The following is a 25,742-nucleotide window of genomic DNA, read 5'->3' on the forward strand; positions in this document are numbered from 1 at the left end:
GCGGACTACTGGGCCGGAGGCAGGCACTCCTTCGGCGGCGGGGTCCTCTCCGGCCAGGCGATCTCCACGAAGCGGGCCTTGCCCTCCGGGGTCAGTTCCACGATCGGTACGGCCTTGTCGTAGGGGTTGCCGTGCACGTCCAGGCAGATCCAGCCGCTCGCGCCGTTCACCTTCTGCGAACCCTTCGTCAGGGTCCACTGGTTGGCGACGTCCGCGATGGGCGGCACCGTGGCGCCGTCGGCGGTGGCCTCGCGGATGCCCTGGACGGCGAGCGTCATGGCGTCGTACGCGATGATCGTCTGGCCGTCCTCAAGGGAGACCTCGCCGATGGGGCCGACGGGCTTGCGCTCACTGTCGGCGAGCAGTGCGTCGAGCACCTTCGCGTCGGCGGCGCTGCCGCCGCTCTTCGGCGCGTCCTTCGCGAGCCAGGCGTCCGGGTGGGCGAGCGCGGTGTACCGCACGGAGACGCGGTGGGTGAGGGCGGTGCGGTCCAGGGCCTTGTCGCCGGTGAGGTACGAACCCTCGTCGCCGGTGAGCAGGGTGAAGGCGCGGTCCTGGCAGCCGCGGTCGCCCAACGCGTTGATGAACTGCCGCAGTTGGGTGTGCCGGCCGGCGAACAGGATGGTGTCGGTGGCGGGCGCGGTGTCGCAGACGAGATGGGTGATCTGCCGGAAGGTGTTGGCGGTCGTGCCCTCCTCGCTGCGGTCGTCGGGCGGCGTGAACGGCTGCGGCTGGTACGGCGAGCCCTTGAGCAGCTTCGCGAACGACTCCTGGAGCGTGCGCGAGTAGGGGTCGCCCGGCTTGTCGTACACCAGGAGCGCCTTGCCGGGAGAGACGTCGGCGAAGGAGGCGAGGGCACGGGCCTCGTCGGTGTTGGTGGGCGAGACCCGGGCGAGCCCGGGGTAAGGGTCCTTGCCGTCCTGCCCGTTGGCGAGGTCGTCGGCCGTGATGGAGGAGCCGATCACCGGGATGCCGAGGCGGGTGAGCTCCCTGACGGCCTTCTTGTTGTTCTCGGTGCTCAGTCCGACGCCGGTCACCGCGCGCAGCCGGTCGGGTCCGTTCACCATCGACGCCAGCCGGCCGACCGTGTGCCGCCACTGTTCGCCGGTGGCACCGGGGTTGGCCAGTACGAGCCGGATCTTGGGGGTCTGGTCGTTGGAGTGGTGGTTGGCCCGGTACTGGGCGAGGTAGGCGCCCTGGAGCTCGTGCAGCGCGTCCCCGAGGTTGTCCTCGTCGGTCGCCGTGAAGGGTTCGAGCAGGGCGACGGTGACGTAAGCGCCCTTCTTCAGGCTCCTGTTCTCCGTGTCGATCGCCTTCACGGCCTCGGTGAACTGGGAGCGGTCCCAGTCGTAGGAGGTCGCGGAGACGCCCACGCACTCGTCGCTGCCCTCGGGGCGCTCGACCCCGGGCGCGCACGAACGGTCCTCCTTCGCGAGCGTCGTACCGGCCCAGACGCCGAGGGCGACGAGCGCCGCCGCCAGCGCCAGGGCGATGATCCGCCGGAACTTGATCTCCCAGACGTCCTCGCGCAGCCACACCCACAAGCGCGCCATCACCGGCCCCCGTCCTGTCTCATGAGCGGGTCTCGTCCTCGTCGCCCGGGATGCGGAAGGGCCGGCCGGCGAGAGCGTCCGCCGGCCAGTCCCTGGAGGCCCGCCACAGCAGGGCGTTGCCCGCGGGCCGCAGATTGGACAGCTGCTCCAGCTCGAACCGCAGCCGGTCGGTCACCTGTGTGTCCGGCAGCACCAGCGGGTCGGTCGACTGCCAGACGGAGTGCAGGAGCCGTCGTACCCGCAGGTGCAGTACGGGGTCCACACCGGTCGGCGGGGTCTGCGCGGCGTCCGTGCGGCCGAGCGCGACGGACGTGCGGTGGTCGTGGCCGTCGAAGTCGCGGCCGTCCGGATCATGGGCGTGGTAGTAGGGCGCGGAGGCGATGAAGACCAGCGCCGACAGCCAGGTGCGGGTGTCCGCCCGGTGGAAGGTGTCGCGGAGGTAGGCGACCGCCGGATCCGCGTTCCCCAGGGCGAGTTCGTGGTGCAGCCGGTACTGGGCCCGGCCGGGGTCGTCGCCGCCGGGCGGGTCGGTGTAGTGGTCGATGAGGGTGCGGTGCGTGGCCCGCCACTCCTCGTGGCCGGGGTCGCGGTGGTGCAGTCGCAGCAGCAGGAGCGCCCGCAGGAACGAGTCGCCGACGAACTGGTCCGCGGCGCCGGGCCAGCCCTCCTCGGCGAGCCGCGCCTCCAGCTCCAGTACGCCCGACGCGCCGAAGTCGTCCGGCAGCCGGGCCTGCGCCAGTGCGCGCGCCGAGTCGGGGTCGTGCGCGGCGGCGAGCACGGTCAGTTCGTCCAGCCGGCCGCCTGGCACCAGCCGGTCCAGGAGCTCCTGGTAGGCGACCCGCCCGTCGCGGTCCTCCAGCAGTGCCACGTCGGCGGTGAGCAGCGCGCCGAGGGTGGCGGCCCCGGGCAGGTTCTGCCGGGCCGAGGCGGCGAGCACGGCGATACCGAGCGGGCTGCCGCCGGTCAACCGGTGCGTGGCGTGCGGGAGTTGCGGGGGCACCGGCAGGTCGAGGCAGCTGGCGCCCACGATGTGCAGGGTGTCGTCCGGGGACAGCGGCGGCAGCGACACGAGGAGCGCGCGCGAGGACGGCGAGGTGTCCGGCGTCCAGTCGCAGCGCCTGGCCACGTCGGGCAGGGTGCGGCGGACGGCGTTGCGGAGCGCCGGATGGCCGTACCCGCGCAGGGAGGCGAAGAAGACGACCTGGTCGGCGATGCCCTCGGCGCGGTCCCGCAGCACCGACTCCATGAGCCCCAGCCCCGCGGGCTCCTGCACGTTGTCGACGAGGACGACCGGACGCCCGAGCCGGTGCGAGCGCTGAAGGGCCCCTGTGTACGCGTCGTCGAGGTCCGCCAGCAGCGCTCGTACGAGATAACGCTCGGCGTGCGTACGGGAGTTGCCGCCCGCCCTGAAGTGCCGGGAGAGCAGGATGAGCCCCAGCTTCGGGTTGCCGCCCGCGTTCGGGTAGTCGCGGTACCAGGTGGCCGCCCGGCGCAGCCGGTTGTGGGTGGGGGAGACGCCCTCCGAGAACGCCTCAAGGGTGGCCTCGATGATCGGCTCAAGCACCGGACCCGTACCGGACATGGAGGCGACCAGCTTGGCGACGACCTTGTTCACCCAGCGGTTCGCGAAGCCGGAGAGCCAGGAGCCGGACTCGTTCAGCAGCAGGATCCGCTCGGCCTCCTGCCGGATGCGCGGCAGGTCGCGGTCGCTCCAGCCGCTCGCCGCGACGGCCAGCAGCCCGGCGGCGAGCCGCGGGAAGCTGATCCGCTTGGCGCCCGTCACCGGCTCCGCGAGCTGCTCGGCGACGGTGGTGAGCGCCTGCGCGACCGGTGACCAGGACTCCGCGGGCCGCTCGGGCGGCGGCGCCGCGAACTGCCCGTCCTCGCCGTCGACCAGCGCGACCGGGGTGTGCCCCTTGCACGCCTCGCGCAGCTCGGTCAGCAGCGTGCTCTTGCCCAGCCCACGGCCGCCCGCGAACACCACGAAGGGCAGATCCCTCGGATGCTCGTACGGCGTCGAGCGGTGCTGGTAAGGACGCAGGCCGACGAGCCGTGGAGCGAGACCGGGCGGATCCGTGTCGAACAGCGCCCCCCGGCCGTGCAGCCCTGTGTGCACCGCATCTCCCCCCGGCGCGGTCCGATCCGATGTGCTGCTGTGAGGTGTATCAACACCAGTGTAAGAAGGGGGACTTGATTCGAGATAGGGCGCCTGGCGACCGTTGGGTTACGAAAGTTGGCCTTCTGTCAGTTGACTGTGATCGAGTCGAGCTTCTCTCGCAGGTAGACATGAGAGTCCACCGGCGGGTACGCGACCCGGCCCACCGGCGTCGGTACGGACTCGACGAGGGTGCCCGGGGTGCACTCGCCGAAGTAGACCAGCGACATCAGCTCCTCGGCGGGTGCGTCGGCGGACGGTGGCAGCACCCGGTGCCGGCCCGAGCGCCACCGGTCACCCGTCCAACGGGCCATCAGATCGCCGATGTTGACGGTGAACGCGGCCGGGTCGAAGGGCGCGTCCTCCCAGCCGCCCTCGTCCGTGAAGACCTGGAGGCCGCCCCTGCCCGCCTGCCGGTCGAGGATCGTGACGGTCCCGAAGTCGGTGTGCGGTCCGATACGGAACTGGCCCGGCTCGGGCTCGCCCAACACGTCCGTACCCGGATACCAGTTGATGTTGAAGCCGTACGTCGGGTGGTCCATGTGCCGGGTGAAGAAGTCCGGTCGCAGGCCGAGAGCCTCGCCCAGCAGGGCCAGCAGGTGGTTCTCCAGCTCGGCCATCCGCGCCAGGTACTCCTCGCAGAGCGCACGCAGTTCCGGCACCTCGGCGGGCCAGACGTTGGGCGCGTACCACTCCGCGTTGGTCTCCGGGTCCTCGAACTCCTCGTGCGTCGCGAAGGTCAGCGACTCCTTGAGGTCCGGCGGGGTCTCCGTACCCTCCGAGTAGCCGTTCGCCTCGGCGCCGGGACCGAGCCAGCCGCGACCGCCGACCCTGGCGGCGTACGGCTCCTTCGACGCCGCGGGGAGGGTGAAGAAGGCGCGGGCGGCCACGCGGATGGCGTCGCGCAGCGCGGGGTCCACGCCGTGCCCGGTGACGAGCAGGAACCCGGCCGTACGGAGGGCGCTGTCGACGGTCCTGGCGATCCCGGCGCGCGTGTCCGGGTCGCCGGAGAGCCAGGGGCGCAGGTCGATGGTGGGGACGCGGGGAGCCGCGGAGGCGGGCTCGGACTTGGGGTCAGACACCGATGTCCTCGTTCCACAGGTCGGGATGGTCCTTGATGAAGCCGCGCATCAGGGCGGTGCACCCGGGGTCGTCCAGTTCCACGATCTCCACGCCGTGCTCCGCGAGCCAGTCCTGCCCGCCCCGGAAGGTGGCCGACTCGCCGACGACGACCCGGGAGATGCCGAACTGCCTCACCAGACCGCTGCAGTACCAGCAGGGGGAGAGGGTGGTCACCATCGTCGTACCGCGGTACGAGCGCTGCCGTCCGGCGGCGCGGAAGGCCGCCGTCTCCGCGTGCATGGACGGGTCGCCGTCCTGCACGCGGAGGTTGTGGCCGCGGCCGAGGAGCGTGCCGTCCGCGCCGTACAGCGCGGCTCCGATGGGGATGCCGCCCTGGGCCAGCCCGGCGCGGGCCTCGGCGAGGGCGGTGGTGAGCCAGGCACGGGCCCGCGCCCGGTCCAGAGGGCTGTTCGTGTCCATGGGGGATTCCTACCCGTGTGGCGGCTGCTATCCGTACCCCCACCCGGACGGCTGTCCGTACCCCGCACGGGCCGCCTCGTGGGCGCCGCACGGGCGCCGCGTGGGTCAGCGTGCCCGGGGTGACCGGCCGCCCGCTCGCGCGTACTGCCGGGCCAGGGCGCGGAAGGACTCCTTCGGCTCCCAGTGCCAGTCGGACGCCGGGTCGGCGGGCCGGTCCCTGACCGGCTTCACGATGCCGTAGCTCGCCATGTCCAGGTCGTGGAGCGGGTCGTGGGCGAGGTGCGGGGCGTCCGGGGTGACGAAGGTGAACGCCATCGCGGAGTACAGGCCCATCGACTCGAACACCGACAGCACGCCCGTCAGATACGCGGCCTGGGCGCGCTCGCTGCGCACAAGCCCGCCCTTGATCTCGGGCGGGTCCTTCGCGTAGTCGACGACGTCCCACCCCATGCCGCCCGCCTGCGGTGCCCCCTCGAAGGTGCAGCAGCCGAACTCCATGACGGCCACCGGCTTTCCGAAGCGTTGGAAGCGGGCGAGGTCGCGGACGTACTCCGCGCGGCTGCCGAAGTACGAGTAGTAGTCGATGCCGACGAGGTCGAAGAGGTCCCAGTCGACCTCGTCGTCCTGGGCGGCGGCGTAGGTCAGCCGCCCGCGGAAGACGGACCTGCCGACGGCCGCCGCCTTCGCGGTGAAGCGGTTCAGGCGGCGGGCCATCAGCACCGGGTCGAAGTCGCCGTTCACCAGGTTCTCGATCCGCTCCACCGCGTTGTCGCCGGGCACGATGCCGGGGACGAAGAGCCAGAACTCGCAGCCGACGCTGAGGTGCACCCCGGCCCCCTGCCGCCGCAGCCGCTCGGCGAACCGGCCCGTCTCCGCGGGGTGTTCGAGGATCTCCCTCTCCGGCACGTCACCGAGGGTGGGTTCGAGCCAGACGTTCAGTCCCCGCTCCGCCGCCTCGGCCGCCGTCGCGGTGAGCCGTTCCACGCCGGCGCCGGTGACCTTCACGGAGTCGGCGTGCAGCCGGCGGCTGATCGCCCGCATGTCACCGCGCATACGTTCCGTGCTCCACGCCGTCCCCGGTGTCTCGCCCTCGGCGACCTCGTACACGACACCGCGGTGACGCAGGCCGTCCCGGGGCCTGTCACCGCCACCGCCACCGCCCCCCGCCGATGCCGATGCCGATGCCGATGACGGGGCCGGGGCCGGGGCGGTGGTTGAAGCCGAGGCCCGCCCCGCCGTCGCCGGCAGCGCCGCCGCACCTCCGACTCCCGCCGCCAGCCCCAGAAACCGTGCCCGGCTGATCCCCTGCATCGTGCCTCCCGTGTCGTCGTCCCGGCCCAGTCTGGGAAACGGCCACGGGGCCTGGCGTCCGCCGATGGTCTACGGATGGCCGCCGGTGGTCTACACGACGGAGCCGAAGGTGTGACCCCGGCCGGAAAGGGACCCGGGGTTCCTTCACGGGCCATCGCCATACTGGATTCTGTATGCCATCCTGAGGCGATGACTGCGATGACTGCGATGACCTATGGCGACGACGAGACGATCAGGGACATCCTCACCAGCGCCGGCGATGTCTGGGCTGTGGTCGGGCTGTCCGGCAACCCCGAACGGGCCGCCCACCGCGTGGCCGAGAAGCTGCGGCGCATCGGCAAGAAGGTCGTGCCCGTGCACCCCAAGGCCGAGACGGTGCACGGCGAACAGGGCTACGCCTCCCTCGCGGAGATCCCCTTCGCCGTGGACGTGGTGAACGTCTTCGTCAACTCAGCCCTGGCCGGCGGCATCGCCGACCAGGCCGTGACGCTCGGCGCCAAGGCGGTCTGGTTCCAGCTCGGCGTCATCGACGTGGCCGCCTACGACCGGACCCGTGGGGCGGGGCTGCGGATGGTGATGGACCGCTCCGCGGGACGGGAGATCACCCGGCTGGGGCTGATCTGATCGACGGCACCGACGACCGCCGCCCGCGCGCCGTCAGGCGTCGGCTCGGACGTCGGCTCGGACGTCGGCCCAGACCTCGGCTCAGACCTCGTCGTCGCGCTCGCGCCGCTTCAGTTCCTCCTCGCGGCGCTGGAGGTCGGCCTCCCACTTCCGCATGAGCGCGTCGTCGTCCTCGCCGGCCCCGGCCTTCTTGCCGTCCTGGCCGTCCTGGCCGTTCCCGCTGTCCTTGAGGGACTTGAGGAACTCGGGGTTGTCGTCGGGCGCGACGAACGCCGTGCGCTGGTCGCGGCGCCACCCGGCGGACGCCGTGCCGTCGGCGGCGGTCCTGCGCGGCCTGCCCGCCACCAGCCAGGCGACGGGGCCGACCAGTACCTCGCCGAAGAGCAGGATGATGATCACCCACACCACCTTCGGCAGGCCCCGCACCTCTTTCTCCGGCGTGTTCAGGCAGTCGATGAAGGCGTAGATCCACAGAGCCAGGACCAGCAGGAAGGGCAGATACCTGAGCATGGGCGGACGATCCCCCAGAGAGCGGCGGTGGGGCGGCTGAGGGCCCCGGTGACGGGCACAGGTTAGCGGGTGGCCGATACTGGGACACATGGCTTACGACGATCTTCGCTCCCTGTTGCGGGCCCTGGAGCGCGAGGGCGACCTCAAGCGCATCAAGGCCGAGGTGGACCCGTACCTGGAAGTCGGGGAGATCGTCGACCGGGTGCAGAAGGCCCAGGGTCCGGCGCTCCTCTTCGAGAACGTGCGCGGATCGGCGATGCCGCTCGCGATGAACGTCTTCGGGACCGACCGGCGACTGCTGAAGGCCCTCGGCCTCAAGTCGTACGGCGAGATCTCCGAGAAGATCGGCGGGCTGCTGAAGCCCGAACTGCCGCAGGGGTTCATCGGAGTGCGCGAGGCCTTCGGGAAGCTCGGCGCCATGACCCACGTACCGCCGCGCAAGGTCAAGGACGCGCCGGTGCAGGAGGTCGTGCTCCGGGGCGAGGACGTGGACCTCGACCAGCTCCCGGCGCTGTTCACCTGGCCGCAGGACGGCGGGTCCTTCTTCAACCTCGGCCTCACCCACACCAAGGACCCCGAGTCCGGCATCCGCAACCTCGGTCTGTACCGCCTCCAGCGCCACGACAAGCGCACCATCGGCATGCACTGGCAGATCCACAAGGACAGCCGCAACCACTACCAGGTGGCCGCCCGCAAGGGCGAGCGGCTGCCGGTCGCCATCGCCTTCGGCTGCCCGCCCGCGGTGACGTACGCCTCGACCGCGCCGCTGCCCGGTGACATCGACGAGTACCTCTTCGCCGGGTTCATCCAGGGCAAGCGGATCGAGATGGTGGACTGCAAGACGGTGCCGTTGCAGGTGCCGGCGAACGCCGAGGTCGTCCTCGAAGGGTGGCTGGAGCCGGGCGAGATGCTCCCGGAGGGGCCGTTCGGCGACCACACCGGGTTCTACACGCCGCAGGAGCCGTTCCCGGCGCTGACCATCGACTGCGTGACGATGCGCGAGCGGCCGCTGATCCAGTCGATCGTCGTGGGCCGCCCGCCGACCGAGGACGGGCCGCTGGGCCGGGCGACGGAGCGGTTCTTCCTCCCGCTCCTGAAGATCATCATTCCGGACATCGTGGACTACCACCTGCCCGAGGCGGGGGGCTTCCACAACTGCGCGATCGTCGCGATCGACAAGAAGTACCCCAAGCACGCCCAGAAGGTGATGCACGCGGTGTGGGGGGCGCACATGATGTCCCTCACCAAGCTGATCGTCGTCGTCGACTCCGACTGCGACGTCCACGACCTGCACGAGGTCGCCTGGCGGGCCCTCGGCAACACCGACTACTCCCGTGACCTCACCGTCGTGGAAGGCCCGGTCGACCACCTCGACCACGCCTCCTACCAGCAGTTCTGGGGCGGCAAGGCGGGCATCGACGCGACGCGCAAGTGGCCCGAGGAGGGCTACACCCGGGACGGGGGCTGGCCTGAGATGGTTCTCTCCGACCCGGAGACGGCGGCGACCGTCGACCGCCGCTGGAAGGAGTACGGGCTGTGAGGTCCGACAACAGTGTGAGGGAGTACCGCCGGTGAGTTCCGCCTCCGCCGCCCTGCCGCAGCCGGGCCGCACCAAGGCGTTCCTGCGCCTCGTCATGATCGAGCACTCGGTCTTCGCGCTGCCCTTCGCCTACATCGCCGCGCTGACCGCGATGTTCCAGTGGGACGGCAACATCCACTGGGGCCGGCTGCTGCTCGTCACCGTCGCGATGGTCGGCCTGCGCACGTTCGCCATGGCCGCGAACCGGATCATCGACCGCGAGATCGACGCCCGCAATCCGCGCACCGCCCACCGCGAGCTGGTCACCGGCGCGATGAGCGTGAAGCACGCCTGGACCGGCGCGCTGGTCGCCCTCGTCTTCTTCCTCGGCGCCGCCGCCCTGCTCAACCCGCTGTGCCTGGCCCTCGCGCCCATCGCGGTCATCCCGATGGTCGTGTATCCGTACGGCAAGCGGTTCACGAACTTCCCGCAGGCCATCCTGGGTCTCGCCCAGGCGATGGGCCCGATCGGCGGCTGGCTGGCGATCACCGGCGAGTGGTCGTGGGACGCGGTGATCCTGGGGCTCGCCGTCGGCATCTGGATCGGCGGCTTCGACCTGATCTACGCCTGCCAGGACGTCGAGACGGACCGCGAGGTCGGCGTGATGTCGGTGCCGGCGCGCTTCGGCATCCCCGCCGCGATCCAGGGCGCGCGCGTCTGCCACGCCGTCACCACGGGCCTGCTTGTCTGGTACGCCCTCGCCACCGACGCCGGCACGTTCTTCTGGGCCGGCCTGGTGATCGTCGCGGGCGCGTTCCTCTACGAGCACTCCATCGTCAAGCCGCACGACCTGTCCCGCCTGAACCGCGCCTTCTTCAGCGTCAACGGCTTCATCGGCATCGCGCTCTTCGCGTGCGCCCTGCTCGATCTCCTCGTCCGCGGCCTCACGGTCTGAAACCGCGCGGTCGCCGGATAGGCTCGACACCATGAACCCAGGACAGACGCAGCGACGGCCTTGGATCGTGGGGGTGTCGGGCGCGTCCGGTACCCCGTACGCCGCCGCCGTGCTGCGTGCGCTTCTGGAGGCCGGGGAGAGCGTGGACCTGGTGGTCTCCCGGGCCTCCCGGCTCACCCTGCTCGACGAGACGGGGCTCTCCTTCCGGGACGCCCACTGGCGGCAGGACCTGAGCGACTGGCTGGCCAGGGGCGCGGACGGCAAGCCGGTCGCCTTCGACGTGGGCATCGACGACGTACGGCACTGGAGCGCGGGCGACCTGGCGGCGGGGCCGTCGTCGGGCTCGTACCCCACCAAGGGCATGCTCATCGTGCCCGCCTCCACCGCCTGTGTGGCCGGAGTCGCCCTCGGGCTCTCCAAGGACCTGTTGCAGCGGGCCGCGAGCGTCACGCTCAAGGAGCGCCGCAGGCTGGTCGTCGCCGTGCGTGAGACGCCGCTCAGCGGGCAGACCCTGCGGCAGCTCGTCGCGCTGGACGACGCGGGCGCGACGGTGCTGCCGGCCTCGCCGGGGTTCTACGCCGGGGGCACGCACATCCAGGACCTGGTGGACTTCGTCGCCGGTCGGGTGCTCGACGCGGCGGGCGTCCGGCACCGGCTGTACCGGCGGTGGGAGGGCGAACTCGGCGGGGGTTCGCGCACCGACTGAGCACCGAGCAGGACGCATTTCATCACTTTCGGGAACATTTCAGCGGAAGGCTATCGATCGCATGGACGCGGTGGACAGGCAGCTCATCCAGGCCCTGAGAGAGAACGGCCGGGCTTCCTACGCGGAACTGGGGCGCCTCGTCGGTCTGTCGGGACCCAGCGTCACCGACCGCATCAACCGGCTGGAAACGGCCGGTGTCATCACCGGCTACCGCGCCACCGTCGACTCGGCCTCGCTCGGGCTCGGCGTGATCGCGCTGATCGGCATCTCGCTCTCCGACGCGGCCGACCACGAGGACGTGGCACGCCGGATGCGGGACCTCGGCGAGATCGAGGACTGCTGGTTCATCGCGGGCGACGACTCCTACATGCTGAAGGTGCGCGCCAGCGACGTGGACGGCCTGGAGAAGACCATCCGGCGGCTGTCGGGAACGAAGGGCGTCTCCAGGACCCGTACGACCATCGTGCTCTCCACGAAGTGGGAGAACCGGGTGGGTGAGCTGCCCGAAGAGGAGTAGGGCGCGGGGCGTACGGTTGACAGGGTTCGTCAAAAGGGAGAGGTGCACACGCATGGATGTCGGGCTCAAGCGCGAGCTGGAGGACAAGGTCCGGGCCGGTGAGCGGCTGACCCGCGAGGACGGCATCGCGCTGTACGAGTCGGACGACCTCGCCTGGCTCGGCGGTCTCGCCCACGAGGTGCGGACGAGGAAGAACGGCGACGTCGTCCACTTCAACGTCAACCGCCACCTCAACATGACCAACGTGTGCACCGCGTCCTGCGCGTACTGCTCCTTCCAGCGCAAGCCGGGCGAGAAGGACGCGTACACGATGCGCATCGAGGAGGCCGTCCGCCTCGCCAAGGCGATGGAGGGCGAGAACCTCACCGAGCTGCACATCGTCAACGGCCTGCACCCGAACCTGCCGTGGCGCTACTACCCGCGCTCCCTCAGCGAACTGAAGAAGGCCCTCCCGGAGGTCTCCTTGAAGGCCTTCACGGCCACGGAGATCCACCACTTCGAGACGATCTCCGGGCTCAGCGCGAGCGAGATCCTCGACGAGCTCATCGACGCCGGTCTCGAGTCCCTCACCGGCGGCGGCGCGGAGATCTTCGACTGGGAGGTCCGCCAGCACATCGTGGACCACCGCACCCACTGGGAGGACTGGTCGCGCATCCACCGCCTCGCGCACGCGAAGGGCCTCAAGACCCCCTCCACGATGCTGTACGGCCACATCGAGGAGCCCCGCCACCGGGTGGACCACGTGCTGCGACTGCGCGAACTCCAGGACGAGACCGGCGGTTTCCAGGTCTTCATCCCGCTGCGCTACCAGCACGACTTCGTGGACGTGAAGGACGGCAAGGTTCGCAACCGCCTCCAGGCGCGTACGCAGATGGCGACCGGCGCCGAGGCCCTGAAGACCTTCGCCGTCTCCCGGCTGCTCTTCGACAACGTCCCGCACGTCAAGGTCTTCTGGGTGATGCACGGCGTCCAGACCGCGCAGCTCGCCCTCCAGCACGGCGCCGACGACATGGACGGCTCGGTCGTCGAGTACAAGATCACGCACGACGCCGACAACTACGGCACCCCGAACAAGCTGACCCGCGAGGACCTTCTCGACCTGATCCGGGACGCCGGCTTCCGCCCGGTCGAGCGGAACACGCGGTACGAGATCATCCGCGAGTACGACGGTCCGGACCCGGCGCGCCGTGAGTCCCCCCAGCCGATGCGGGTCTGAGCGAGAGCGCACGATGGCACTGACTTTTGAACTGGACCCGCCCCTGGGTCCGGAGCTCCGTGACGGCGTGCTCGGCCTGTGGGCGGACGTGTCCAACGCGGGCGGCTCCGTCGGGTTCGTGCCGCCGGTCGGGGTCGAGGACGTGCGGCCCGAGTGGCTCAAGCACCTCACGGCGATCGCCGAGGGCCGCACCCGGCTGCTGGTGGGGTACGACGAGGACGGCGCCGTGGCCGCGACCGCGTTCTTCAGCTTCAACACGCACCGGCTGATGCCGCACTGGGTGTGGCTCTACACGGTGATGGTCCATCCCCGGCACCAGGGCAAGGGGTACGGGCGCGAGCTGCTGGCCGCCGCCGAGAAGACCGCCGCCGGCTTCGAGGGGATCGAGGCCATACGCCTCACCTGCCGGGGTGGCGAGGGCCTCGAACGGTTCTACGGCTCGTGCGGCTACCGGGAGGTCGGCCGGGTGCCGGGCGCGATCCGGGTCGCGCCGGGCGACGACCGGGACGACATCACGATGCTGCTGACTCTGGGGGCCGCCGCTTCCGGCCCCGCTCCCGCTTCCGGCCCCGCCTCCGTCGCTTGAGGGGCGCCTGCAAGATCCCTGTCCGGCCGTGCTTCACTGGACGGTGCCCTTTGGGATGTTCCAAACGGATTCGGATCGGAAGAGTGGATTGACATGGGCCGCTACACGCTGATGCGTCTTGGAGTCTTCGCGGGCTGCCTCCTGGTCGTCTGGGGCCTCGTCTCCCTCGGTTTCGCCCCGCGCGGCTTCGGTGACTCCAACTACATGTGGATCGTGCTGCTCGCCCTGCTGATCTCCGGCCCGATCAGCTTCGTCGTCCTGCGCAAGGAGCGCGACCGTGCCTCGGCGCAGGTCGTCGCGCGGGTCGACCGTGTCAAGGCCAACCTGGAGCAGAACCGCAGCCAGGAGGACACCGTGGACGACGCGGCCCGCGGCGGCGCGCAGGGCCAGACCTCCTAGAGCCCGTACGACGGGCACGGCGTCCCGTCACCGCGCGTCCCCGCCGGTCCTCGTGCGTCCTCGCCGGTCCCCGCCGGGTCGCGGACCGGCAAACCGTACGCTTGCCCGTATGGGTGCTGCGAAGAACAGACGGATGCCTCGCGCGGTACGTGAACAGCAGATGCTGGACGCGGCCGTTCGGACCTTCGGGCAGTTGGGCTACCGGGCCGCCTCGATGGACGAGATCGCCGAACTGGCGGGCGTGTCCAAGCCGTTGGTCTATCTGTACCTGAACTCGAAGGAAGAGCTCTTCACCGCCTGCATCCGACGCGAGGCCGAGGCGCTCAGTGGCGCCGTCATGGCGGGGGTGCGGCCGGAGCTGCCCGCCGACCGCCAACTCTGGGACGGACTACGGGCGTTCTTCACGCACACCGGACAACACCCCGACGGCTGGTCCGTGCTGCACCTCCAGGCGCGTACGCACGGCGAGCCGTTCGCCGCCGAGGCCGACGCGATGCGCAGGGAACTCGTCGCGTTCGTCACGCGGTTGATCCTCGTCGCCGCCCGCGAGGCGCACAGCGACCCGTCCCTGCCCGAGGGCGAGGTCGCCGGGCTCGCCGAGGCCCTGGTCGGCGCCGCCGAGTCGCTCGCGGCCTGGGCCAACGCCACACCGGGTGTCTCGGCGAAGCAGGCCGCGACGACGATGATGAACTTCGCCTGGGCGGGCCTCGGCGGCCTGATGGAGGGCCGGCCCTGGTCACCACCCGGCCAGGAACTCCACGAGTCGCAGGAGCTTCAGGAGTCCAGGTAGCCCCACGCCCGCGCCATCGGCCGCAGGCCCTCCGGGATCTCCCCGGGCTCCGGCAGCGGCCGCCCCGGCTGGACGCTGCCGCTCCTGATCTTGTCCGTCCAGTCGCCGATGCCCTTGGTGAAGGCGCCGTGGTCGTGCCGCCCGTACTGCGTCATCGCCGGCTCCCAGGGCAGGCCCAGACGTTCGCAGAGGGCGCGGGTGGACGCCTCGGGATCGGCGGTCAGGTCCTCGTAGCGCAGGGTGTGGCCGGGCAGGTGCGCCCTCGCCTGTTCCAGGGTCCGCATGTACTCGCGGGTGTGCCGTACCGCCTCCGCCATCGGCCGCTCCGCGGGGTCGCCCTCGTGCCAGGAACGGGCGATGGAGTACGGGTGCCGGAGCAGGAACACGAACCGCGCGTCCGGCCAGCAGGTGGAGAGCCGGTTCCAGACGAACACGTTGCTCGGGGTCTTCTCGACGAGGAACTCCTTCCCGCTGAGGGCGAGTTCGCGGTGCAGCAGCCGGTCCCACTGGAGGTGCTCGACATCGGCGAGGTTGTGGCCCGCCGCCTCCATCGCCTGGTGGGCGGGCTCGGTGGTGAAGCGGACCGTGATGCGGCGGAAGTGGGTCTCGTGCGGGGAGTGCAGCTGCGAGTGGCTGTTGAGCAGCACGCGCAGGAGTGTCGAGCCCGAGCGCGGCGCGGAGAGCACGAACACCGGGGCACGCAGCAGCCGGTCGGTCTCGGGGCGGGCGGGGGGCCGGGCACTGGCGGCGACCGGTCCGGTCGGCGGCCGGTCGGCCGCGGTCCTGGGCACGGCCTTCGGTTCGGTTCGGGGGAGGGGCCCGCGCGCACGGGTGACGCGCAGGCCGGTACAGCTCTCGAACGCGGACTTCGCCGTCCGCCTGAGGGAGTTGTTCCAGGTCATATGTGGATTACCTCTTCCGGGAGGGCGGTTGTCGGCGGGGAGACGTCCGCCCCGGCCGGTCCACGGCATCCGTGTGGACGGTGATCTCCACGCCCGTACCGGCGAGGGCGTGGGGCAGGGTGTGCAGAACCGTGGCGGACAGACCGATCAGGGTTTCGGCCACCGGACCCCTCAACAGCTCGATCTCCAGCGGGAGTTCGGGGCGTACGACGTCCAGCTCGGCGTACTCGGCGATGAGCCGCAGCATGTCCGGGTCCTCGCGGCGGTGCGCGAAGTAGCGCTCGGCGTTCAGCTCGTCGGCGAGGCGGACGATCTCCCGGAGGTACCGCTCGGGGTCGGTCGGACCGCTCTCGGCGAGCGAGGTGCCGATCAGGTCGACACCGGGACGGACCTGCGGCGGCCCGTAGCGCTGCCGTGCCCAGCCGTAGGTGTTGCGCGAGGTGACGGCGCCGGGCGGCAGCCGGAGGGACTCCGGCCGGCAGGAGAAGACCTCGACCCGCCGCCCGTGTCCGGGGGCCGGCGGGCGGGCGACACGGGCCGCCGCCGGGTTCGCCGTGCCGTCGTCCAGCAACACCAGGTCCCGCGCCCTGGACAGGGACAGCAGCCGCCTGACGATCCCCGAGGGCGGGCCGCCGGTCACCAGCCGCCCCGCCCCGGTCAGCCGGGGCCCGAGCGCGGCAACGGCCCGCGGCAGGCCCGCCGGCACCCCGCGGAGGTCGTACAACCCGGCCCCGATGCCCTCCCCGCGCGCCAACTCCGCCATCGCCCCGAGTTGTCGTCGCGTGACGGGGTCGCGGGGCAGCAGGACCCCCACCTCGCACCGCCCCGGATCCGGCGCACCGCCACGCTCACCCAGCGCCCACTCAAGGAGGCCGAGAAACTGGGCGGGACTCTCGACGAGCGCGAGGGTACGCGTCATGGTCTTCCCTCGGGGTTGGGGATCACGGGCTGGGGGGCGGGGGGCGGGCGCCGGGGTGCCGGGTGGCGAACCGCGGGGTCCGGGGTGCCGGGGCTGCGGATTGCGATCTCCGGGTCCGGGGCGGCGGGGCTGCTGGGGTGGGGAGCGCCGGGTCCGGGGCGACGGGGCTGCCGGATGGCGAGCCACGGGGTCCGGGGTGCCGGGGCTGCGGGTTGCGAACCACGGGGTCCGGGGTGACGGGGCTGCCGGGTCGCGAACTCCGGGTCCGGTGCGACAGGACCGCCGGGTGGCGAGCCACGGGGTCCGGGGTCCGGGGTGCCGGGGCTGCCGGGTCGCGAAGTCCGGGTCCGGCGCGACAGCGCTGCCGCGGCGGGGAGCGGAAGGTGCTCACGGGGTGCCGCCGGGGGTGCGGGTCAGGTCTGGCCCCAGCGGCGCAGCGCCGGGGCGACCCGCTGGTAGCCCATGCGGTAGAGCCGCTTGGCGCCGCGCCGGGTGACACCGCGGACGGCCGCCTTGAGCGCGCCGTCACCGGCTCCGGGCCCGCCGAGCAGCGGCCTGCCCTTCTCGTCGAAGCCGTTGCGCTCCAGCAGGCCGCTCAGGTAGATCCCGGCCCGCTGGGGCGAGTAGTAGGGCCGCAGCGGCGGCAGCGGACCCGCGGCGCGCAGCGCGGCGATCCGGGCGCGCGTGGCGGCGTACGGATCGCTCTTGCCGATGCCCTGCGCCGCCGCCCACGCCGGGTCCACCCGCGGCAGCGCGCCCGAGTCGAGCTCGTCCCAGGAGGCGAGGCAGCCCGACTCCACGAAGTAGTGGTTGCCGTGCGCCTCGCGGACCCCGAAGTCGGTGAGGATCGCGGTGGGGATGTTCCGGTGCATCGACTCCAGCGCGGCCGTGGAGCTGACCGTCACCAACAGGTCCGTACGGTCGAGGACTTCGCCCATGTTCCCGTAGACGAGCTGGAGGTTGTGCGGGGCCGGCCGGGCCAGGTCCCCGACGAGTTCCTGGTACGGGTTGGCCTCGACGTGGGTCGTGCGCTCGCCCGGCAGGCTGCGCAGCTTCATCAGCACGAGGCGTTCGGGGTGCCGTCGGGCATGCGCGGCGGCGCGTTCGAGGAGCGTGAGCCGCTCCTCCCGGCTCCTGGGCACCGAGGGCTGCACGGCGAAGGTGAGCGTGAAGGGGCGGTCGGGGGAGGGCACGTACGGGTCGCCGCCGAGGAAGGGCAGCGCGGACTCGACGACCGACTCCGGGTCGACGCCCACGTTGGCGAACACGTCGCGGAACCGCTGCCTGTCGTAGGCGCTGTTGGCGAGGACGACATCGGCGCCGGCGCGGGTGAGCAGGCCGTCGACCATCTTCTCGTAGACGACTCCGACATAGCCGGTGACGGTGACGGGCCGGGTGGCGCGCGCCTGCCAGGCGAGGCCCAGGCTGTGGACGAGGGCGAGCGCCGTGCCGCCGACGATCGCCAGGACCACGATGTCGGCGCTCGCGAACTCCTCGTCGTCGACCAGCTCGGCCGGGGTGACGTCACGCCGGCTGTCCGGCCGGATGCCGATCTCGGCGAGCTGCCGCTCGGTCGGGGTGGCCCGGGTGCGCAGGAAGTACGCGTCGAGGGCGTGCTCGGGAGCGATCTGTCGTGCGACGGAGGCGCCCCACTTCCAGCGGGTGTCCGAATCGGCGAGGACGACGATACGTCTGGGGGTGGGGGGCATGGCTCGGGAGCCTTCCTGGCGTGGTTCCAGCTGGTGAACCGAGGCTAGGAAGGGCGTCTGAGCGTGGAATGAGCGAGGGCTTGAAAAGACCTTGGGGTTGCTGGGGGTTTACTGTGAATGTCCCCCAGAGGTCAGGCGAGGGCCGGCCGTACCTCGCCGGTGAGATGCGGCGTGGGTTTCCCCTCCGCCTGCGCGCCACGGAGTTCGAAACGGCCGTCCCCGGCCGCGTAGGTCACCGTCGCCGGGAGGAGCACGGGCGCCTTGAACTCCGCCCGGACGGTGAGGGGTTCACTGTCGGCGGGGCGTTCAGCGAGGCAGCGGGCGACGGTCCACATGCCGTGGGCGATGGGCCGCGCGTAGCCGAACAGGCGGGCCGTGAGCGGATACAGGTGGATGGGGTTGCGGTCCCCGGACACGGCCCCGTACCGCCGCCCGACGTCCTTGGCGAGCCGCCACTCGGCGAGCGCGGGGAGGGGCGCCGCGGAGTACGCGGACGGCGTGGAGTGTGAGTCCGGCGTGGGCGGCGTGGGCGGTGCGGGCGGTGCGGCCCCGCCGGTCTTCCGGTGGTTCAGGGCCGTGTCCCGGGAGTTCAGGGCCGTCTCCTGAAAGTCCGGGACCATCTCCCGGGAGTCCGGGACCGTATTCCGGGAGTCCGACGCAGCCTTCCGGGAGTCCGAGGCCGTCTCCCGGGAGTCCGAGGCAGCCTTCCCGGCGTCCAGGGCAGCCTTCCCGGAGTCCGGGGCAGCCTTCCCGGCGTCCAGGGCGGTCCTCGCGGCGTCCAGGGCAGCCTTCCCGGACTCCGGGGCAGCCTTCCCGGACTCCGGGGCAGCCTCCCCGGAGTCCAGGGCGGTCCCCCCGGAGTCCGGGGCAGCGGCCGCGCCCGTCGTGGTGTGCCGCGCGAGATACGTACTCCGTGACTCCCAGACGAGCCCGCCCCCGAGCCGTGCCTCGGTCACCACGGTCGCCTCCGTACCGCGCCGGTGCGGCGCCAACCCCTCGACGTACACGCTGAGTTCGTACTCCCCGGTGGCCGGCAGCGCGCACCGCCGGGTGATCTCCACCGACGTGTGCACCAGCCCGAGCACCGGCAGTGGGAAGGCCCGCCCCGCCATGAGCCGCATCGTCAGCGGGAAGGCCAGCACCTGCGGATACGTGACCGGCATCGCCTCCGCCCCGGTCGCGAACCCGCACACCCGCTCGTACGCGGCCAGCCGCGCCAGATCCACCCGGACCCCCGGCACGGTGAGCCGGACATCGGGCACGACGGCGTCCGGCCGGGGCCGCTTGAACGGCGAGAGGAGAGCGGCGCGGGCGAGGAGAAGATGCACGGGAGCTCCTTTTCAGCCCGTCCGGGACTCTTCACCCCGTCCGGGACCCTTCAGCCCGTCCGGCGTCTGAGGACGAGGCCGTTCAGGCCAAAGCGGGGGCCTGGGGGCGGCAGCCCCCGGATACGGGACGGGCAGGGGCGGAGGGGGCGAGAAAACCGGGACAGAACCAGGTCCCGCCACCGACGGACGATCACTTGCGGCGAAGTAAGGTTACCCCGGGTAAGCCCATGTCGGGGCTCGGACCGGCAAAACCGCGCCCGGCAGGGCGCCGCTCACCTCACCCGCCCCCGAAGTACCCGCGGTAACTCGCACGCCGCCCTCCCTCCAGCCCCACAAACCCCACACGCGGGCCCCGTACGATCCCCACCTCGACCGGTTTCAAACGTCCCCGCACCATCCTTTGAACCCCGAACTCCCCAGCCACGTATGAGGATTCGAGCCCCGCAACACGTCCCGGCCCCCGGCCGACAAGGAGCCACCCCGTGTCCAGCCAGTACTCCTCCGAACCACCGCAGCTGGAGCCCGAGATCAAGCGGCTGGACGGGGTCGTGCGCGAGGTGGCCACCCCGCCGCTGGTCGCCCCGGTGACCCACGGCTCCCTCGCGGACATACCGTTCGACAACGGGACCGCCGCCCCGCAGGAGGTGGTCCTCAGCCGCAAGGGCCCGGACGGGGAGTGGACGGACGTGACCGCGGCCGAGTTCGCGGCGCAGGTGCTGGCGGTGGCCAAAGGGCTGATCGCGGAGGGACTCCTCCCCGGCGACCGCCTCGCCATCATGGCGCGCACGACCTACGAGTGGACGCTGCTGGACTTCGCCGCCTGGGCCGCCGGCCTGGTCACCGTCCCCGTCTACCCCACCTCCTCGGTCTTCCAGGTCCGCTGGATCCTCCAGGACTCCGGGGCCGTCGCGCTCGCCACCGAGTCCGTGGCGCAGGCCGCCGCCCTCGGCCCGGAACGCGACCGCATCCCCGACCTGCGGCACATGTGGGTCTTCGAGAAGGGGCACGTGGAGCGGCTGGCCGAGCTCGGCCGGGACGTGCCGGACTCGGAAGTGGCCGTACGGCGCGGAGTGCTGGGCCCCGACACGCTCGCCACCCTCATCTACACCTCGGGCACCACCGGCCGCCCCAAGGGCTGCGCGATCACCCACGGGAACTTCTTCGCCGAGGTCGACAACGCGGTCGAACTGCTCTACCCGATCTTCCGGGCCCGCACCCAGGACGCGGCCTCCATGCTCCTCTTCCTCCCCCTCTCCCACGTCTTCGGCCGGATGGTCGCGGTCGCCTGCCTGCGCGCCCGCGTGAAGCTGGGCCACTCGCCGAGCCTCCAGACCCAGGACCTGCTCGCCGACCTGGCCTCCTTCAGACCGACGGTCCTGCTGGCCATCCCGTACGTCCTGGAGAAGGTCTTCAACACGGGCCGCGCCACGGCCGAGAAGCTGGGCCGCGGCTCCTCCTTCGACCGGGCGGCGCGCATCGCGCAGCGCTACGGCGAAGCGCTGGAGGCCCGCCAGCACGGCACCGGCTCGGGACCGGGCCGCGGCCTGCGCACCGCCCGCGCGCTCTACGACCCGCTGGTCTACCGCCGTATCCGCAACGCCCTCGGCGGCCGGGTCCGCTACGCGATCTGCGGCGGCTCCCCGCTCGGCCGCCGCCTCGCCGCCTTCTACGCCGGCGCGGGCATCGAGATCTACGAGGGGTACGGCCTGACGGAGTCCACCGCGGCCGCCACGGTCACGCCCCCGGACAAGCCCCGGCTGGGCACGGTGGGCCGGCCCCTGCCGGGCACCCGGGTACGGATAGCCGCCGACGGGGAGATCCTGCTCAGCGGCGGGCAGATCTTCCGCGGCTACTGGGATCCGCACGCGGGCGGTGTGGTCGACGCGGCCCCGGACGGCTGGTTCGCCACCGGCGACATCGGTGAACTGGACGACGGCGGCTATCTGTCCATCACCGGCCGCAAGAAGGAGATCCTGATCACCGCGGGCGGCAAGAACGTCGCCCCGGCGCCCATGGAGGACTGGCTCCGCGCCCACCCGCTCATCGCCCAGTGCATGGTCCTGGGCGACCACCGCCCCTTCGTCACCGCGCTCGTCACGCTCGACCCCGACGGCATCAACCACTGGCGTCAGATGAACGGCAAGCACGCGGTCCCCGCCGAGCTGCTCGTCGACGACGGGGAACTGCTCAGCGTCCTCCAGCGCGCGGTCGACGAGGCCAACAAGCTCGTCTCGCGCCCCGAGTCCATCCGCCGCTTCGCCGTCCTCCCGGGCGCCCTCACGGAGCAGGCGGGCCACCTGACGCCCACCATGAAGCTGAAGCGCGAGGACATCGCCCGCGACTTCGCCAAGGAGATCGAGGGCCTGTACGCGGAGTACGAGAAGTAGGCGGGGCGGCCCCGTTCGACAGGGCGGAGGCCGGCGGAGCAAAGGCAGGAGCCCCGCGGCAGGCTGGCGCGGGGCTCCTTGGGTGGTGCTAATCGATCCTGTTCAAAGCACTGGGCTCATGGAGCCGCAGGCTTAGAGCGGGGTTACGTTCTCCGCCTGCGGGCCCTTCGGACCCTGCGTCACGTCGAAGGAGACCGACTGGTTCTCCTCGAGTGAACGGAAACCGTTGGCGTTGATCGCGGAGTAGTGGACGAAGACGTCCGGTCCTCCGCCTTCCTGGGCGATGAAACCAAAGCCCTTTTCGGCGTTGAACCACTTCACGGTTCCGGTAGCCATAAGCCCTCCTTGGGCCCAAAGGGTTGCCCTGCTCCAGAACCTGCAAGGTGTAAACATCTGCGTGTAAACAACTGCATTCATCTGAAAACGACGAGAGCCCGCGGTCACATGCTCCGCAGGCTCTGTACTGCAAGGGAAACCAAACTGCAACTTGCGGCGAGCTTAGCCACCAGGACAGCCGAAAGCAATAGAGGGCAAGATCACGTCACCCGGAGGTTTGACCAGCCTGTCGCCTGGGTTGACGTCGCGGTGGACCAGTACCTGTCACAGGGGTTGACACAAGGGGTCCGGGCAGTTTCCGGAACCACTCGGGGACCCGAAGCCTGCACCGTACCCCACTGGGGCTAGCCTCGCGATGTGGACAATTCTCGCAACCGGCCGCGCGTCGGCCACATCCAGTTCCTGAACTGCCTGCCCCTGTACTGGGGGCTCGCGAGAACAGGCACGCTCCTCGACTTCGAGCTCACCAAGGACACCCCCGAGAAGCTCAGCGAGAAGCTCGTGCAGGGCGACCTCGACATCGGGCCCATCACGCTCGTCGAGTTCCTCAAGCACGCCGACGACCTCGTCGCCTTCCCGGACATCGCCGTCGGCTGCGACGGCCCGGTGATGTCCTGCGTGATCGTCTCCCAGGTCCCCCTCGACCAGCTCGACGGCGCCCGCGTCGCCCTCGGCTCGACCTCCCGTACGTCCGTGCGCCTGGCGCAACTGCTCCTCGCCGAGCAGGTCGGCGTCCAGCCGTCGTACTACAGCTGCCCGCCCGACCTCCCGCTGATGATGCAGGAGGCCGACGCCGCCGTACTCATCGGTGACGCGGCCCTGCGCGCCAACCTCAGCGAGGGCCCGAAACTCGGCCTTGAGGTGCACGACCTCGGCGCCATGTGGAAGGAGTGGACGGGCCTGCCGTTCGTCTTCGCCGTCTGGGCCGCCCGCCGCGACTACCTGGAGCGCGAGCCCGTCGTCACCCGCAAGGTCCACGAGGCGTTCCTCGCCTCCCGGGACCTCTCGCTGGACGAGGTCGGCAAGGTCGCCGAGCAGGCGGCGCGCTGGGAGGCCTTCGACGAGAAGGTCCTGGAGCGGTACTTCACGACCCTCGACTTCCGCTTCGGCGACCCGCAGCTCGCGGCCGTACGGGAGTTCGCCCGCCGGGTCGGCGACACCACCGGGTTCCCGTCCGACGTGAACGTACGGCTGCTGGAGCCCTGAGGCCCCCGGGGCTCGCGGCACTACTCTGCTGGCAGCAGTGAGTACGGGGGAGGGATGGGTGCCATGCAGCCGCTCGGAGTCGACGAACCCACCGTCGTCGGGCCCTACCGGCTGCTCGGCCGGCTGGGGTCCGGCGGCATGGGCCGGGTGTATCTGGGCCGCAGCGCGGGCGGGCGGACGGTCGCGGTCAAGATCGTGCACCCGCACTTCGCGCTCGACGAGGAGTTCCGCGCCCGCTTCCGCCGCGAGGTGGAGTCCGCCCGGCGGGTCGGCGGCGCGTGGACGGCCCCGGTCCTGGACGCGGACCCGGAGGCCCCGGTGCCGTGGGTCGCGACGGGCTACGCGGCGGGCCCGTCACTCGCCGCCGCCATCGCCGACAGCGGCGCGCTTCCGCTCCATTCCGTACGAGTCCTGGGCGCGGGCCTCGGCGAGGCGCTCTCGGCGGTGCACGCGCTTGGCCTCGTCCACCGCGACGTCAAGCCGTCCAACGTCCTGCTGACCCTCGACGGCCCCCTCCTCATCGACTTCGGCATCGCCCGCGCCACGGACGGCACGGCCTCCCTCACCTCCACGGGCGTCTCGGTCGGTTCGCCCGGCTACATGTCGCCCGAGCAGATCCTCGGCAGGCCGGTGGCGGGCCCCGCGGACGTCTTCTCGCTGGGCGCGGTGCTGGCCCACGCGGCGACCGGCGAGCCGCCGTTCCCCGGCGACTCCTCCGCGTCGCTCCTCTACAAGGTGGTGCACGAGGAACCCCGGCTCGGCTCCCTGGACGGCGACCTGCGCGAACTCGTCGCCCAGTGCCTGGCGAAGGACCCGGCCGCCCGTCCGACGCCGGACGCCGTGGCCCGACGGCTCGCCCCGGAGGGAGCGGCCCGGCTGGTCGCGGGAGGCTGGCTGCCGGGGCCGATGGTGGAACAGGTCAGCCGCGGCGCGGTACGGCTGCTGAACCTGGACACGGCGGAGACGGGAAGCCCACCGCCCTCCGGCCCGGTGGACTTCAGCAACCCCTCGGTGACCGCCCCCGACGCCCGCTCCTCCCCGGGGTTCGCCCCCGAGGCGCCGCCGGTGCCGGGGGTGTTCGGACCACCACCGGTGATGACGCCGAGCGGAGAGGGCTCCGCGCAGGAGGGACGTGCGGACTACGGCTCGGGCTACGGCTCGGGGCGGTACGGGGATCACGCGCCGGACGGTGGGCACGGGGGTTACCCGCCGGACGGGCGTGGGGTTCGGTTGCCGGATCAGTGGGGGAGTCAGGCGCCGGAGTCGCCGCGTGATGCGACGCCGTCGGGCTCCGACCGGCCCGGCAGGGTCTCGGTCAGCGTGGCCGCCACCTCCGCGACCGGGGTGAACGGCCGTGGCCGCAGGATGAGTTGCACGGTCGCCCTGGCGGTCGCGGGTGCGCTGGCGGCGGTGACGGTGGGCTCGGCGTTCCTGTTCGACCTGATGCCGGGCGGCGGCTCGTCGACCGAGTCGGGCGACTCCGCGGCGAGTCCGGGCCCCACCGAGTCGATCGACGCCCCCGGCGCCGGAGCGCGGTCGGTCCCCGCCGCCTACCTGGGCACCTGGGAGGGCGACGGCCTCGCCCTCGACGGCACCCTCCCCATGGGCGTCATCCGCGTCACCGTCCACCAGGCCGCCGTGGGCGAGGAGTTGGGCACCTTCCGCCAGACCGACCAGATCGGCGGCATCTGCGACGACGTACTCGTCCTGAAACGGATCACGTCCAAGCAGCTCATCGCCACCAGCGTCGCCGACGAGTCCAACCGCGACGTCTGCACCACCGGCGAACACGAGGTACGGCTGACTCCCGTCGGGGACGACCTCAAGTACGAGACGGACAACGCGGAGGCGGGGGATCCGGTGGCTCGGATGCACAAGGTCAAGTAGCGATGGGGGACTTGGAGCCGGCGCCGCAGCGCCGCTTGTCATGGGCGGCGTAGGCCGCGAAGAGCAGCGCCGAGCCGACGACAGTCGCGGCCAGGCCCACGAGTGAGACGTAGGGGTAACGGCCGCTGATCCAGCAGTGCTCGGTGAAGGAGGAGCAACTGCCCCCACCGCGGCTCCGCTTGGGTCTCCAGGTCTGCATGGCGATCGACACGACGAGGATCGCCGACGCCGCCCCCGGCAGTGCGAGGGCGATCCACGACAGGGAACGGACCTTGTCCCGCCGCCAGTTCACCCGGGACAGCGGAACCCCGAAGAGCGGCAGCGAGACGGGGAGCAGCAGCCCCGCGGTGACCGCGAACCCGTAGCCGCCGCCCGGCCAGCCGGGAGCCACCTCGTGCCACAGGTCGCCGGCCCAGACGAGAGGGCCCAGGGCCAGGGCCAGGACGCAGCCGACGGCGACGAGCAGGACGAGACAGGCGAAACCGGCGGCCCGGACCCGTCTTCCGGCACGCCCCGGTCGAGCGGGCCTTGGCCTGCCGCCCCCGGAACCGCCGTACCCGGCGGCCGGCGCCGCCGCCCGGCGCCGCTTCGGCTTCGTCGATCCGCCCATTTCTCCCGCTCCCAACGTCCTGCCGTCCCAGCGTCCTGCCGTCCCGCCGCCCCATGTCCCGCCGTACGGCGGTGA

Annotated in this window: 24 protein-coding genes; 12 read left to right on the forward strand and 12 right to left on the reverse strand. The window is 71.7% G+C overall.

Going from position 1 to position 25,742, the window contains the following annotated elements:
• Positions 1 to 5: 5 nt before the first annotated feature.
• From ACIP79_RS23540 to ACIP79_RS23560, 5 genes are all read right to left on the reverse strand, one after another.
• The gene (locus tag ACIP79_RS23540) at positions 6 to 1,553 is read right to left on the reverse strand and encodes a hypothetical protein (RefSeq protein ID WP_401226437.1); all 1,548 of its coding nucleotides are present in this window, start codon (positions 1,551 to 1,553) and stop codon (positions 6 to 8) included.
• A 19-nt stretch (positions 1,554 to 1,572) separates the two neighbouring features.
• On the reverse strand, positions 1,573 to 3,669 hold the full coding sequence (locus ACIP79_RS23545; RefSeq protein ID WP_401226439.1) for a hypothetical protein: 2,097 nt from the start codon (positions 3,667 to 3,669) through the stop codon (positions 1,573 to 1,575).
• Between the two features lie 128 nt (positions 3,670 to 3,797).
• Positions 3,798 to 4,790: an isopenicillin N synthase family dioxygenase gene (locus tag ACIP79_RS23550; RefSeq protein ID WP_401226441.1), complete on the reverse strand. Its 993-nt coding sequence runs from the start codon at positions 4,788 to 4,790 to the stop codon at positions 3,798 to 3,800.
• On the reverse strand, positions 4,783 to 5,250 hold the full coding sequence (locus tag ACIP79_RS23555; protein WP_401226442.1) for a nucleoside deaminase: 468 nt from the start codon (positions 5,248 to 5,250) through the stop codon (positions 4,783 to 4,785). Before ACIP79_RS23555 ends, ACIP79_RS23550 begins: the two co-directional genes overlap by 8 nt.
• A gap of 105 nt (positions 5,251 to 5,355) precedes the next feature.
• Positions 5,356 to 6,561 carry an abortive phage infection protein gene (locus ACIP79_RS23560; RefSeq protein ID WP_401226443.1) on the reverse strand — a complete coding sequence of 402 codons (1,206 nt, stop codon included), beginning with the start codon at positions 6,559 to 6,561 and terminating at the stop codon, positions 5,356 to 5,358.
• A 198-nt stretch (positions 6,562 to 6,759) separates the two neighbouring features.
• Between ACIP79_RS23560 and ACIP79_RS23565 the strand changes: the two genes are divergently transcribed.
• Positions 6,760 to 7,185, forward strand: coding sequence for a CoA-binding protein (locus tag ACIP79_RS23565; RefSeq protein WP_401226723.1), 426 nt, complete (start codon positions 6,760 to 6,762; stop codon positions 7,183 to 7,185).
• A gap of 81 nt (positions 7,186 to 7,266) precedes the next feature.
• Here ACIP79_RS23565 and ACIP79_RS23570 read toward each other — a convergent pair whose 3' ends face one another.
• The gene (locus tag ACIP79_RS23570; protein ID WP_401226445.1) at positions 7,267 to 7,695 is read right to left on the reverse strand and encodes a PLD nuclease N-terminal domain-containing protein; all 429 of its coding nucleotides are present in this window, start codon (positions 7,693 to 7,695) and stop codon (positions 7,267 to 7,269) included.
• A gap of 88 nt (positions 7,696 to 7,783) precedes the next feature.
• On the opposite strand from ACIP79_RS23570, the gene ACIP79_RS23575 reads away from it, so the two are divergent.
• From ACIP79_RS23575 to ACIP79_RS23610, 8 genes are all read left to right on the forward strand, one after another.
• A complete protein-coding gene (locus tag ACIP79_RS23575) occupies positions 7,784 to 9,235 on the forward strand; it encodes a menaquinone biosynthesis decarboxylase (protein ID WP_401226446.1) in 1,452 nt (483 codons plus the stop codon).
• Between the two features lie 31 nt (positions 9,236 to 9,266).
• The gene (gene mqnP / locus ACIP79_RS23580; RefSeq protein ID WP_401226448.1) at positions 9,267 to 10,169 is read left to right on the forward strand and encodes a menaquinone biosynthesis prenyltransferase MqnP; all 903 of its coding nucleotides are present in this window, start codon (positions 9,267 to 9,269) and stop codon (positions 10,167 to 10,169) included.
• 31 nt (positions 10,170 to 10,200) lie between these two features.
• Positions 10,201 to 10,875 carry a UbiX family flavin prenyltransferase gene (locus ACIP79_RS23585; RefSeq protein ID WP_383678497.1) on the forward strand — a complete coding sequence of 225 codons (675 nt, stop codon included), beginning with the start codon at positions 10,201 to 10,203 and terminating at the stop codon, positions 10,873 to 10,875.
• Between the two features lie 61 nt (positions 10,876 to 10,936).
• Positions 10,937 to 11,392, forward strand: a complete 456-nt coding sequence (locus ACIP79_RS23590) for an Lrp/AsnC family transcriptional regulator (protein WP_383678498.1) — start codon at positions 10,937 to 10,939, stop codon at positions 11,390 to 11,392.
• 52 nt (positions 11,393 to 11,444) lie between these two features.
• Entirely contained in the window at positions 11,445 to 12,608 is a 1,164-nt protein-coding gene (gene mqnE / locus ACIP79_RS23595) for an aminofutalosine synthase MqnE (RefSeq protein ID WP_401226450.1), read from the forward strand.
• Positions 12,609 to 12,621: 13 nt separating this feature from the next.
• Positions 12,622 to 13,194 carry a GNAT family N-acetyltransferase gene (locus ACIP79_RS23600; RefSeq protein WP_401226452.1) on the forward strand — a complete coding sequence of 191 codons (573 nt, stop codon included), beginning with the start codon at positions 12,622 to 12,624 and terminating at the stop codon, positions 13,192 to 13,194.
• Between the two features lie 93 nt (positions 13,195 to 13,287).
• Complete coding sequence (locus ACIP79_RS23605) at positions 13,288 to 13,593, forward strand: DUF4229 domain-containing protein (RefSeq protein ID WP_401226454.1); 306 nt, start codon at positions 13,288 to 13,290, stop codon at positions 13,591 to 13,593.
• A 109-nt stretch (positions 13,594 to 13,702) separates the two neighbouring features.
• Positions 13,703 to 14,383, forward strand: a complete 681-nt coding sequence (locus tag ACIP79_RS23610; protein WP_383678506.1) for a TetR/AcrR family transcriptional regulator — start codon at positions 13,703 to 13,705, stop codon at positions 14,381 to 14,383.
• Here the strand turns inward: ACIP79_RS23610 and ACIP79_RS23615 are convergent.
• The 4 genes from ACIP79_RS23615 to ACIP79_RS23630 form a co-directional block, all read right to left on the reverse strand.
• Positions 14,368 to 15,285, reverse strand: coding sequence for a sulfotransferase family protein (locus ACIP79_RS23615; RefSeq protein ID WP_401226456.1), 918 nt, complete (start codon positions 15,283 to 15,285; stop codon positions 14,368 to 14,370). The genes ACIP79_RS23610 and ACIP79_RS23615 overlap by 16 nt on opposite strands.
• Positions 15,286 to 15,292: 7 nt before the next feature.
• Positions 15,293 to 16,204: a hypothetical protein gene (locus tag ACIP79_RS23620; RefSeq protein ID WP_401226457.1), complete on the reverse strand. Its 912-nt coding sequence runs from the start codon at positions 16,202 to 16,204 to the stop codon at positions 15,293 to 15,295.
• A gap of 413 nt (positions 16,205 to 16,617) precedes the next feature.
• Positions 16,618 to 17,913: a DUF6716 putative glycosyltransferase gene (locus tag ACIP79_RS23625; protein WP_401226458.1), complete on the reverse strand. Its 1,296-nt coding sequence runs from the start codon at positions 17,911 to 17,913 to the stop codon at positions 16,618 to 16,620.
• A gap of 131 nt (positions 17,914 to 18,044) precedes the next feature.
• Positions 18,045 to 19,241, reverse strand: coding sequence for a MaoC family dehydratase (locus tag ACIP79_RS23630; protein ID WP_401226459.1), 1,197 nt, complete (start codon positions 19,239 to 19,241; stop codon positions 18,045 to 18,047).
• Positions 19,242 to 19,723: 482 nt separating this feature from the next.
• On the opposite strand from ACIP79_RS23630, the gene ACIP79_RS23635 reads away from it, so the two are divergent.
• A complete protein-coding gene (locus ACIP79_RS23635; RefSeq protein WP_401226460.1) occupies positions 19,724 to 21,628 on the forward strand; it encodes an AMP-dependent synthetase/ligase in 1,905 nt (634 codons plus the stop codon).
• A gap of 132 nt (positions 21,629 to 21,760) precedes the next feature.
• On the opposite strand, the gene ACIP79_RS23640 is transcribed toward ACIP79_RS23635, so the two are convergent.
• Positions 21,761 to 21,964 carry a cold-shock protein gene (locus tag ACIP79_RS23640; protein WP_037627265.1) on the reverse strand — a complete coding sequence of 68 codons (204 nt, stop codon included), beginning with the start codon at positions 21,962 to 21,964 and terminating at the stop codon, positions 21,761 to 21,763.
• Between the two features lie 357 nt (positions 21,965 to 22,321).
• On the opposite strand from ACIP79_RS23640, the gene ACIP79_RS23645 reads away from it, so the two are divergent.
• Both ACIP79_RS23645 and ACIP79_RS23650 read left to right on the forward strand, forming a co-directional pair.
• Positions 22,322 to 23,170, forward strand: a complete 849-nt coding sequence (locus ACIP79_RS23645; RefSeq protein WP_401226461.1) for a menaquinone biosynthetic enzyme MqnA/MqnD family protein — start codon at positions 22,322 to 22,324, stop codon at positions 23,168 to 23,170.
• Between the two features lie 63 nt (positions 23,171 to 23,233).
• Entirely contained in the window at positions 23,234 to 25,057 is a 1,824-nt protein-coding gene (locus tag ACIP79_RS23650; RefSeq protein WP_401226463.1) for a protein kinase, read from the forward strand.
• On the opposite strand, the gene ACIP79_RS23655 is transcribed toward ACIP79_RS23650, so the two are convergent.
• Positions 25,050 to 25,667 carry a hypothetical protein gene (locus tag ACIP79_RS23655; RefSeq protein WP_401226464.1) on the reverse strand — a complete coding sequence of 206 codons (618 nt, stop codon included), beginning with the start codon at positions 25,665 to 25,667 and terminating at the stop codon, positions 25,050 to 25,052. The two genes, ACIP79_RS23650 and ACIP79_RS23655, sit on opposite strands and share 8 nt — an antisense overlap.
• Between the last annotated feature and the right edge of the window lie 75 nt (positions 25,668 to 25,742).

This window comes from Streptomyces sp. NPDC088747 (genome assembly GCF_044751025.1).
In the GTDB taxonomy this organism is placed as follows: domain Bacteria; phylum Actinomycetota; class Actinomycetes; order Streptomycetales; family Streptomycetaceae; genus Streptomyces.

Bases quoted from the DNA above. Each gene is read 5' to 3' on its own strand.
- ACIP79_RS23540 (WP_401226437.1), bottom strand. From the start codon at position 1,553: ATGGCGCGCTTGTGGGTGTGGCTGCGCGAGGACGTCTGGGAGATCAAG.
- ACIP79_RS23555 (WP_401226442.1), bottom strand. From the start codon at position 5,250: ATGGACACGAACAGCCCTCTGGACCGGGCGCGGGCCCGTGCCTGGCTC.
- ACIP79_RS23560 (WP_401226443.1), bottom strand. From the start codon at position 6,561: ATGCAGGGGATCAGCCGGGCACGGTTTCTGGGGCTGGCGGCGGGAGTC.
- ACIP79_RS23565 (WP_401226723.1), top strand. From the start codon at position 6,760: ATGACTGCGATGACCTATGGCGACGACGAGACGATCAGGGACATCCTC.
- ACIP79_RS23570 (WP_401226445.1), bottom strand. From the start codon at position 7,695: ATGCTCAGGTATCTGCCCTTCCTGCTGGTCCTGGCTCTGTGGATCTAC.
- ACIP79_RS23575 (WP_401226446.1), top strand. From the start codon at position 7,784: ATGGCTTACGACGATCTTCGCTCCCTGTTGCGGGCCCTGGAGCGCGAG.
- ACIP79_RS23585 (WP_383678497.1), top strand. From the start codon at position 10,201: ATGAACCCAGGACAGACGCAGCGACGGCCTTGGATCGTGGGGGTGTCG.
- ACIP79_RS23590 (WP_383678498.1), top strand. From the start codon at position 10,937: ATGGACGCGGTGGACAGGCAGCTCATCCAGGCCCTGAGAGAGAACGGC.
- mqnE (WP_401226450.1), top strand. From the start codon at position 11,445: ATGGATGTCGGGCTCAAGCGCGAGCTGGAGGACAAGGTCCGGGCCGGT.
- ACIP79_RS23600 (WP_401226452.1), top strand. From the start codon at position 12,622: ATGGCACTGACTTTTGAACTGGACCCGCCCCTGGGTCCGGAGCTCCGT.
- ACIP79_RS23605 (WP_401226454.1), top strand. From the start codon at position 13,288: ATGGGCCGCTACACGCTGATGCGTCTTGGAGTCTTCGCGGGCTGCCTC.
- ACIP79_RS23610 (WP_383678506.1), top strand. From the start codon at position 13,703: ATGGGTGCTGCGAAGAACAGACGGATGCCTCGCGCGGTACGTGAACAG.
- ACIP79_RS23615 (WP_401226456.1), bottom strand. From the start codon at position 15,285: ATGACCTGGAACAACTCCCTCAGGCGGACGGCGAAGTCCGCGTTCGAG.
- ACIP79_RS23620 (WP_401226457.1), bottom strand. From the start codon at position 16,204: ATGACGCGTACCCTCGCGCTCGTCGAGAGTCCCGCCCAGTTTCTCGGC.
- ACIP79_RS23625 (WP_401226458.1), bottom strand. From the start codon at position 17,913: ATGCCCCCCACCCCCAGACGTATCGTCGTCCTCGCCGATTCGGACACC.
- ACIP79_RS23640 (WP_037627265.1), bottom strand. From the start codon at position 21,964: ATGGCTACCGGAACCGTGAAGTGGTTCAACGCCGAAAAGGGCTTTGGT.
- ACIP79_RS23650 (WP_401226463.1), top strand. From the start codon at position 23,234: ATGCAGCCGCTCGGAGTCGACGAACCCACCGTCGTCGGGCCCTACCGG.
- ACIP79_RS23655 (WP_401226464.1), bottom strand. From the start codon at position 25,667: ATGGGCGGATCGACGAAGCCGAAGCGGCGCCGGGCGGCGGCGCCGGCC.